The following is a 5,593-nucleotide window of genomic DNA, read 5'->3' as shown; positions in this document are numbered from 1 at the left end:
GCGAGCGCGCCAAGGCCGAGCAGAGGCCGGCCCGGAACCCTGGGCCGGCGGTTGCCATCTCGAGGTTGAATCGCGCGCGGCTCACACACTCAGATCGATCTGCTGCGTCGTGCCGACCCGATTCTCGGTGCTCAGATAGAGGCCGGTGGCCCGCACGGCGCCGAGGTCGGCGTTGTGCCGACCGCGCAGCTCGAACGGGGTCGCGATGTTGGCGGTGGAGATCGCCGCGATGCCGGCCTCCTCGAGCGTCAGCAACCTGCCGTCGCCGCCGCTCTCGGGCAGCCACAGGTAGAGCTGTTCGCTGGCCTCGTCGGCGGCATCGAGCCAGCCATTGCCATCCGCATCCAGCGCCTTCAGGTCGGCGTAGCCGTCGCCGCTGAGGGCGCCGAACAGCTCCGAGACATCGTTCACCCGTCCGTCGCCGTTGCGGTCGAAGGCCAAATAACCACTGCCGCGCGCGAGCAATGGCAGCGCGCTCAGCTCGCCATCGGCATTGAGATCGAATTGGAAGCGTTGATCCCGCAGCTGCGCCGCGCTCCCGGAAAAGTTGATCACCAACGGGTCTTCACGCTGGGCCGAAGCACCCATGCGGATCTCCACATGGCTTTCCTCGCGATAGGAACGCTGCATCTCGAGGCGCAGGTCGAAGCGGACCCTGGCGCCATCCGCCGTGCGAATCACGCCGCGCGCGGAGAAGGTGGTCGCTTCATGTTCTTCGAGCGCATGGGTCCGGGCGTAGTCGAGCGAGAATGCCGGCGCCGGCGCACGCATCGACACCCGGATGCGCTGACCGTCGTCGATGGCCGGCTCCTTGGCCAGTTCCTCCGGCAGCCTCTCGGGCGCAGCCGCCTCGAGCCGGAACAGGCTGAGCGAGCGGCCGCTCAGATACTCGACCAAGGCAATCAGCAACTGGTTGGCAGGATCCTTGCGCGCCTCTTCCATCGCGGTTTCCAGGCAGTCGGCGCCGGTCTCGCCGCCGATCTCGCCGCCGGTCTCGCCTTTGATCCGATCCTTGGCGGCCGGGTCCTCGGTGGTGAGCGCGGCCATCTCTGCGGCCGCGCGCGCCTGCCCCTGGACCGAGATCAGCACGCGCCCGCTCGCTCCTCGGCCCCGGTCTGGCGCCGACGCGATCGGTACGGCGCGAGAGCGAGCACTGATCCGCAAACGTTCGCTCGTGGTTTCAGTGCGGCGATAGCTGTGACTGGATGACAGAGACAATTCACTGCTGACAACGCTCATGATGACCTCGCGCCGTTCAAGGCGATGATAATGGAGCCGATCGACTCCTGAATCTATCGGTCATCAGCGGGAAAACTTGATTCAGCCTTCAAGGCTGACCTCATAGCGGCGTTCCGGCCCTTCGAGGCGCCAAATGCTGCCGGCGCGCAGCGGAAAATGCCCGGCGGCGCGATCGCGGAAGTAGAGCCGCAGGGATTCATGGATCACCGGAAAGGCGATCTCGTCCCAGGGGATCTCGGACTCGCGCATCAGCTCGGTCTCGAGGCTCTCGCTGCCCGGCCCGAACTCGGGCGCGAGCATGCGCGCGCGAAACAGCATGTAGACCTGATTGATGTGCGGCAGATTGAACAGCGCGTAGAGCGCGCCGACCTCGACCCGCGCCTCGGCCTCCTCCAGGGTCTCGCGCGCCGCGCCCTGCTGCACCGTCTCGCCGTTCTCCATGAACCCCGCCGGCAGGGTCCACAGCCCATAACGCGGCTCGATGGCGCGCTTGCACAGCAGCAGCCGATCCTCCCATTCCGGAAGACAACCGACCACGATCTTCGGATTCTGGTAGTGGATGGTGCCGCACTGGGCGCAGACGTACCGCGGCATGTTGTCGCCCTCGGGCACCCGCAGGGTGACGCCCGCCCCACATTGGCTGCAATATCGCATCAGTGACACTCAAACACGGATTGATTCATCGACATTCTACGCGTTTGCATCCGAAGACTCCGCGCACGCGTCATGATGCCGACCTATCGCCATTCGCCCTGACGCCCGGAGCCGAACCTCGCGTGGGATCGGAGCCTCTGGGTCAGGGTTGTCCGGCAATCAGGTCGAGCGGCCATATCCGCCGTGCTCGCGAGCCATTACCATGGGGCCCCAGCATGCGGGCCTCAGCGCACCGGCGCCCGCGCGCATCGCATCCGACTCCGCCTTCGACCGACTGGGAATCCTCGTTCCATGGCCGCACCGCATTATCCTACTCAAGCCGGCGACTGGGGCCTCTCCGGCGCCACCTTCGCCGACAACGGCGTCAATTTCTGTTGCTTCTCGCGACATGCCACCCAGGTCGAGCTGTTGCTGTTCGAGCACGAGGACAGCCACGAGCCGTTCCAGGTCATCGCGCTCGACCCGCGTGTCAATCGCACCTTCTTCTTCTGGCATGTGCTCGTGGAAGACCTGCCGGACGGCATCTGTTACGGCTGGCGCATCGACGGTCCGAACGACACCCGTGACAGCGGCTGCCGTCACGATCCGGACAAGCTGCTGCTCGACCCCTGGTGTACGACGGTGAGCGACCGGCTCTGGGACCGCGCCGCCGCCTGTCGCCCGGGCAGCAACCTCGCCACCGCGATGCGCTCGCTGCTGATCCGTGACGACTACGACTGGGAGGGCGACCGGCATCTGCATGTGCCGCTCACCGAGGCAGTGATCTACGAGCTGCATGTCGGTGGCTTCAGCCGTCATCCCTCGGCGGACACCCAGTATCCCGGCACCTTCCGCGCCATCGCCGAGAAGATCCCCTATCTCACCGAGCTGGGCATCACCCATATCGAATTGCTGCCGGTGATGGCCTTCGATCTGCAAGACGTGCCGCCGAACACCGCGCAACGAGGCCTGGAGAATTTTTGGGGCTACAGCACGCACAGCTTCTTCGCGCCGCATCCGCACTATGCCTGCGACCCGCGGCGCGCGCGCGATGAGTTTCGCGACATGGTCAAGGCGTTGCATCGCGCCGGCATCGGCGTCATCCTCGATGTGGTCTACAACCACACCGCCGAAGGCGACGCCGAGGGCCCGCTGATCAATTTCAAGGGCATGGACAACGAGGTCTTCTACCACCTCGATTTCGACGACCGCAGCCAGTATCGCGACTACACCGGCTGCGGCAACACCGTCAACTGCAACCATCCGCTGGTCACCCGCTTCCTGATCGATTCGCTGCACTATTGGGCGCACGACATGCACGTCGACGGTTTCCGCTTCGATCTCGCCAGTGCCATGGCGCGCGGCGAGGACGGCAACCCGGAACACCATGCGCCAGTGCTCTGGTCGATCGAACTCTCGCCCGAACTCGGGCGCGCGCACATCATCGCCGAGGCCTGGGATGCGGCCGGTCTCTATCAGGTCGGCGACTTCCCCGGCTTTCGCTGGGCCGAATGGAACGGCCATTATCGCGACGTGATGCGCGCCTTCGTGCGCGGCGATGGCGGCCTCATCGGCGATGTCGCCACCCGCATCGCCGGCTCCAGCGATCTCTACGAGAGCCGCGGCCGACGCCCGGCCAACTCGATCAACCTCATCACCTGTCACGACGGCTTCACGCTCAACGACCTGGTCAGCTACAACGAGAAGCACAACCAGGCCAATGGCGAGGACAATCGTGACGGTCATGACCATAACCTCAGCTGGAACGGCGGTGTCGAAGGCGCCACCGACGACGCCAAGATCCAAGCGCTGCGGCAACAGCAAGCGCGCAACTTCATGGCGCTGTTGCTGCTCAGCCAAGGCGTGCCCATGCTGCTCGCCGGCGACGAGCTGCTGCGCACCAAGCAGGGCAACAACAACACCTATTGTCAGAACAACGCACTGTCCTGGATCGACTGGCGGCTGGCCGACGAGAACCGCGCCATGCTCGACTTCACCCGCGCCATGATCGCCTTCCGCCAGCGGCACGCGACACTGCGGCGTAACCATTTCCTCACCGGCGAGCCGGAGCACGAGGGCGGTATCCCGGATATCCGCTGGCATGGCACCAAGCTCGATGCGCCGCTTTGGGATGACCCGGGGGCCCGCGTGCTCGCCTTTACCCTGGCCGGACTCGAGCCGGACGCGCCGCACCTGCATGTGATCATGAACATGTGGAAGGAGCCCCAGGACTTCGCGCTGCCGCCGCTGCCGGGCCGGCGCTGGCTCCTGGCCATCGACACCGCGCAGAGCCCCTACATCTGGGCCCCCGCCGATCAGCAGCGCCTTGAGCGCGACGGCATCCGGGCGCAGGCCCGCACCGTCGTGGTGCTCGAAGCGCGCTGAACGATCGCGGCCTGCCCCCAGGTCTCGGCCGGGGGGTCTCCGTCCTTTTCCGTAAGCCACCACGACAGCGAGGACTCTCAAACATGCAACTCGGAATGATCGGCCTCGGGCGCATGGGCGCCAACATGGTGCAACGACTGATGCGCGCCGGCCACGACTGCGTCGTCTACGACACCGACCCCAAAGCTGTCGCCGAATTGGAACGACAGGGCGCGACCGGCAGCCGCGACATCGCCGATTTCTGCGCCAAGCTCAGCCCGCCGCGCGCGGCCTGGGTGATGGTCCCGGCGGCCGTGGTCGACACCGTCATCGATCGGCTCGAGCCACATCTGCAAGCCGGCGACATGATCATCGATGGCGGCAACTCCTACTACAAGGAGGACATCCGCCACGCCAAGCGGCTGCATGCCAACGGCATCCAGTTCGTCGACTGCGGCACCAGCGGCGGCGTCTTCGGCCTCGAGCGCGGCTACTGCCTGATGATCGGCGGCGACGCCCAGGCGGTCGAGCACCTCGATCCGATCTTCGCCGCGCTCGCCCCCGGTGCCGGCGACATCGAGCGCACCCAGGGCCGGCGCGGCGAGCCTGACCGCGCCGAACTCGGCTATCTGCACTGCGGGCCGAACGGTGCCGGCCATTTCGTCAAGATGGTCCACAACGGCATCGAGTACGCCCTCATGGCCGCCTATGCCGAGGGCCTGAACATCCTCAAGCACGCCGGCGTCGGACGCGGCGATCAGGCCGTCGATGCCGAGACCGCGCCGCTCTCCGATCCCGAATACTACCAATACGCGATGGACCTGCCGCGCATCGCCGAGGTCTGGCGGCGTGGCTCGGTGATCTCGTCCTGGCTGCTGGACCTGACCGCCAACGCGCTCCATGAGGATCCCGAGCTGAAGACCTTCGGCGGTCGCGTCTCGGATTCCGGCGAGGGCCGCTGGACCAGTATCTCGGCGATCGAGACCGGCACCCCGGCGCCGCTGCTCACCACCGCGCTCTATGACCGTTTCAGCTCGCGCGGCGAGGCCGAGTTCGCCAATCGGATCCTGTCGGCGATGCGCTATCAATTCGGCGGTCACCACGAGAAGCCGGAGGCCTGATGGAACCGCAAAGCATGTCGCTGAACCACACCGGCTTCAACACCGCGCCACCAGCGCCGCCGAACGCGATGATCATCTTCGGCGCCGGCGGCGACCTGACCCTGGGCAAGCAGACGGTGCAGAACATCATGGTGTTCCGCTTCGCCAACAGCTTCATCGAGCCGCTCTGGAACCGCAACCACATCGACCACGTGCAGATCACCGTGGCCGAGTCGGTCGGCGTCGAGCACCGTGGG

Annotated in this window: 5 protein-coding genes; 3 read left to right on the top strand and 2 right to left on the bottom strand. The window is 66.1% G+C overall.

The features are described 5' to 3' along the window. Positions 1 to 81: 81 nt before the first annotated feature. Both ACLFQI_RS11000 and ACLFQI_RS10995 read right to left on the bottom strand, forming a co-directional pair. On the bottom strand, positions 82 to 1,089 hold the full coding sequence (locus ACLFQI_RS11000) for a hypothetical protein (RefSeq protein ID WP_410759303.1): 1,008 nt from the start codon (positions 1,087 to 1,089) through the stop codon (positions 82 to 84). Between the two features lie 231 nt (positions 1,090 to 1,320). Beyond that, positions 1,321 to 1,893, bottom strand: coding sequence for an NUDIX hydrolase (locus tag ACLFQI_RS10995; RefSeq protein WP_410759302.1), 573 nt, complete (start codon positions 1,891 to 1,893; stop codon positions 1,321 to 1,323). A gap of 291 nt (positions 1,894 to 2,184) precedes the next feature. Here ACLFQI_RS10995 and glgX point away from each other — a divergent pair, with 291 nt between their 5' ends. The 3 genes from glgX to ACLFQI_RS10980 all read left to right on the top strand — a co-directional run. Then, a complete protein-coding gene (glgX, locus tag ACLFQI_RS10990) occupies positions 2,185 to 4,257 on the top strand; it encodes a glycogen debranching protein GlgX (RefSeq protein WP_410759300.1) in 2,073 nt (690 codons plus the stop codon). Positions 4,258 to 4,340: 83 nt separating this feature from the next. Beyond that, complete coding sequence (gene gnd / locus ACLFQI_RS10985; protein WP_410759298.1) at positions 4,341 to 5,357, top strand: phosphogluconate dehydrogenase (NAD(+)-dependent, decarboxylating); 1,017 nt, start codon at positions 4,341 to 4,343, stop codon at positions 5,355 to 5,357. Between the two features lie 14 nt (positions 5,358 to 5,371). Then, positions 5,372 to 5,593 (top strand): hypothetical protein (locus ACLFQI_RS10980; RefSeq protein WP_410759297.1); only part of this gene is annotated, 222 nt, incomplete at its 3' end.

It is taken from the genome of Halochromatium sp. (assembly GCF_046541315.1).
Lineage (GTDB): Bacteria > Pseudomonadota > Gammaproteobacteria > Chromatiales > Chromatiaceae > Lamprobacter.
Note: the sequence above shows the minus strand (reverse complement) of the source record. Positions and strands in the feature narration are given on the sequence as shown.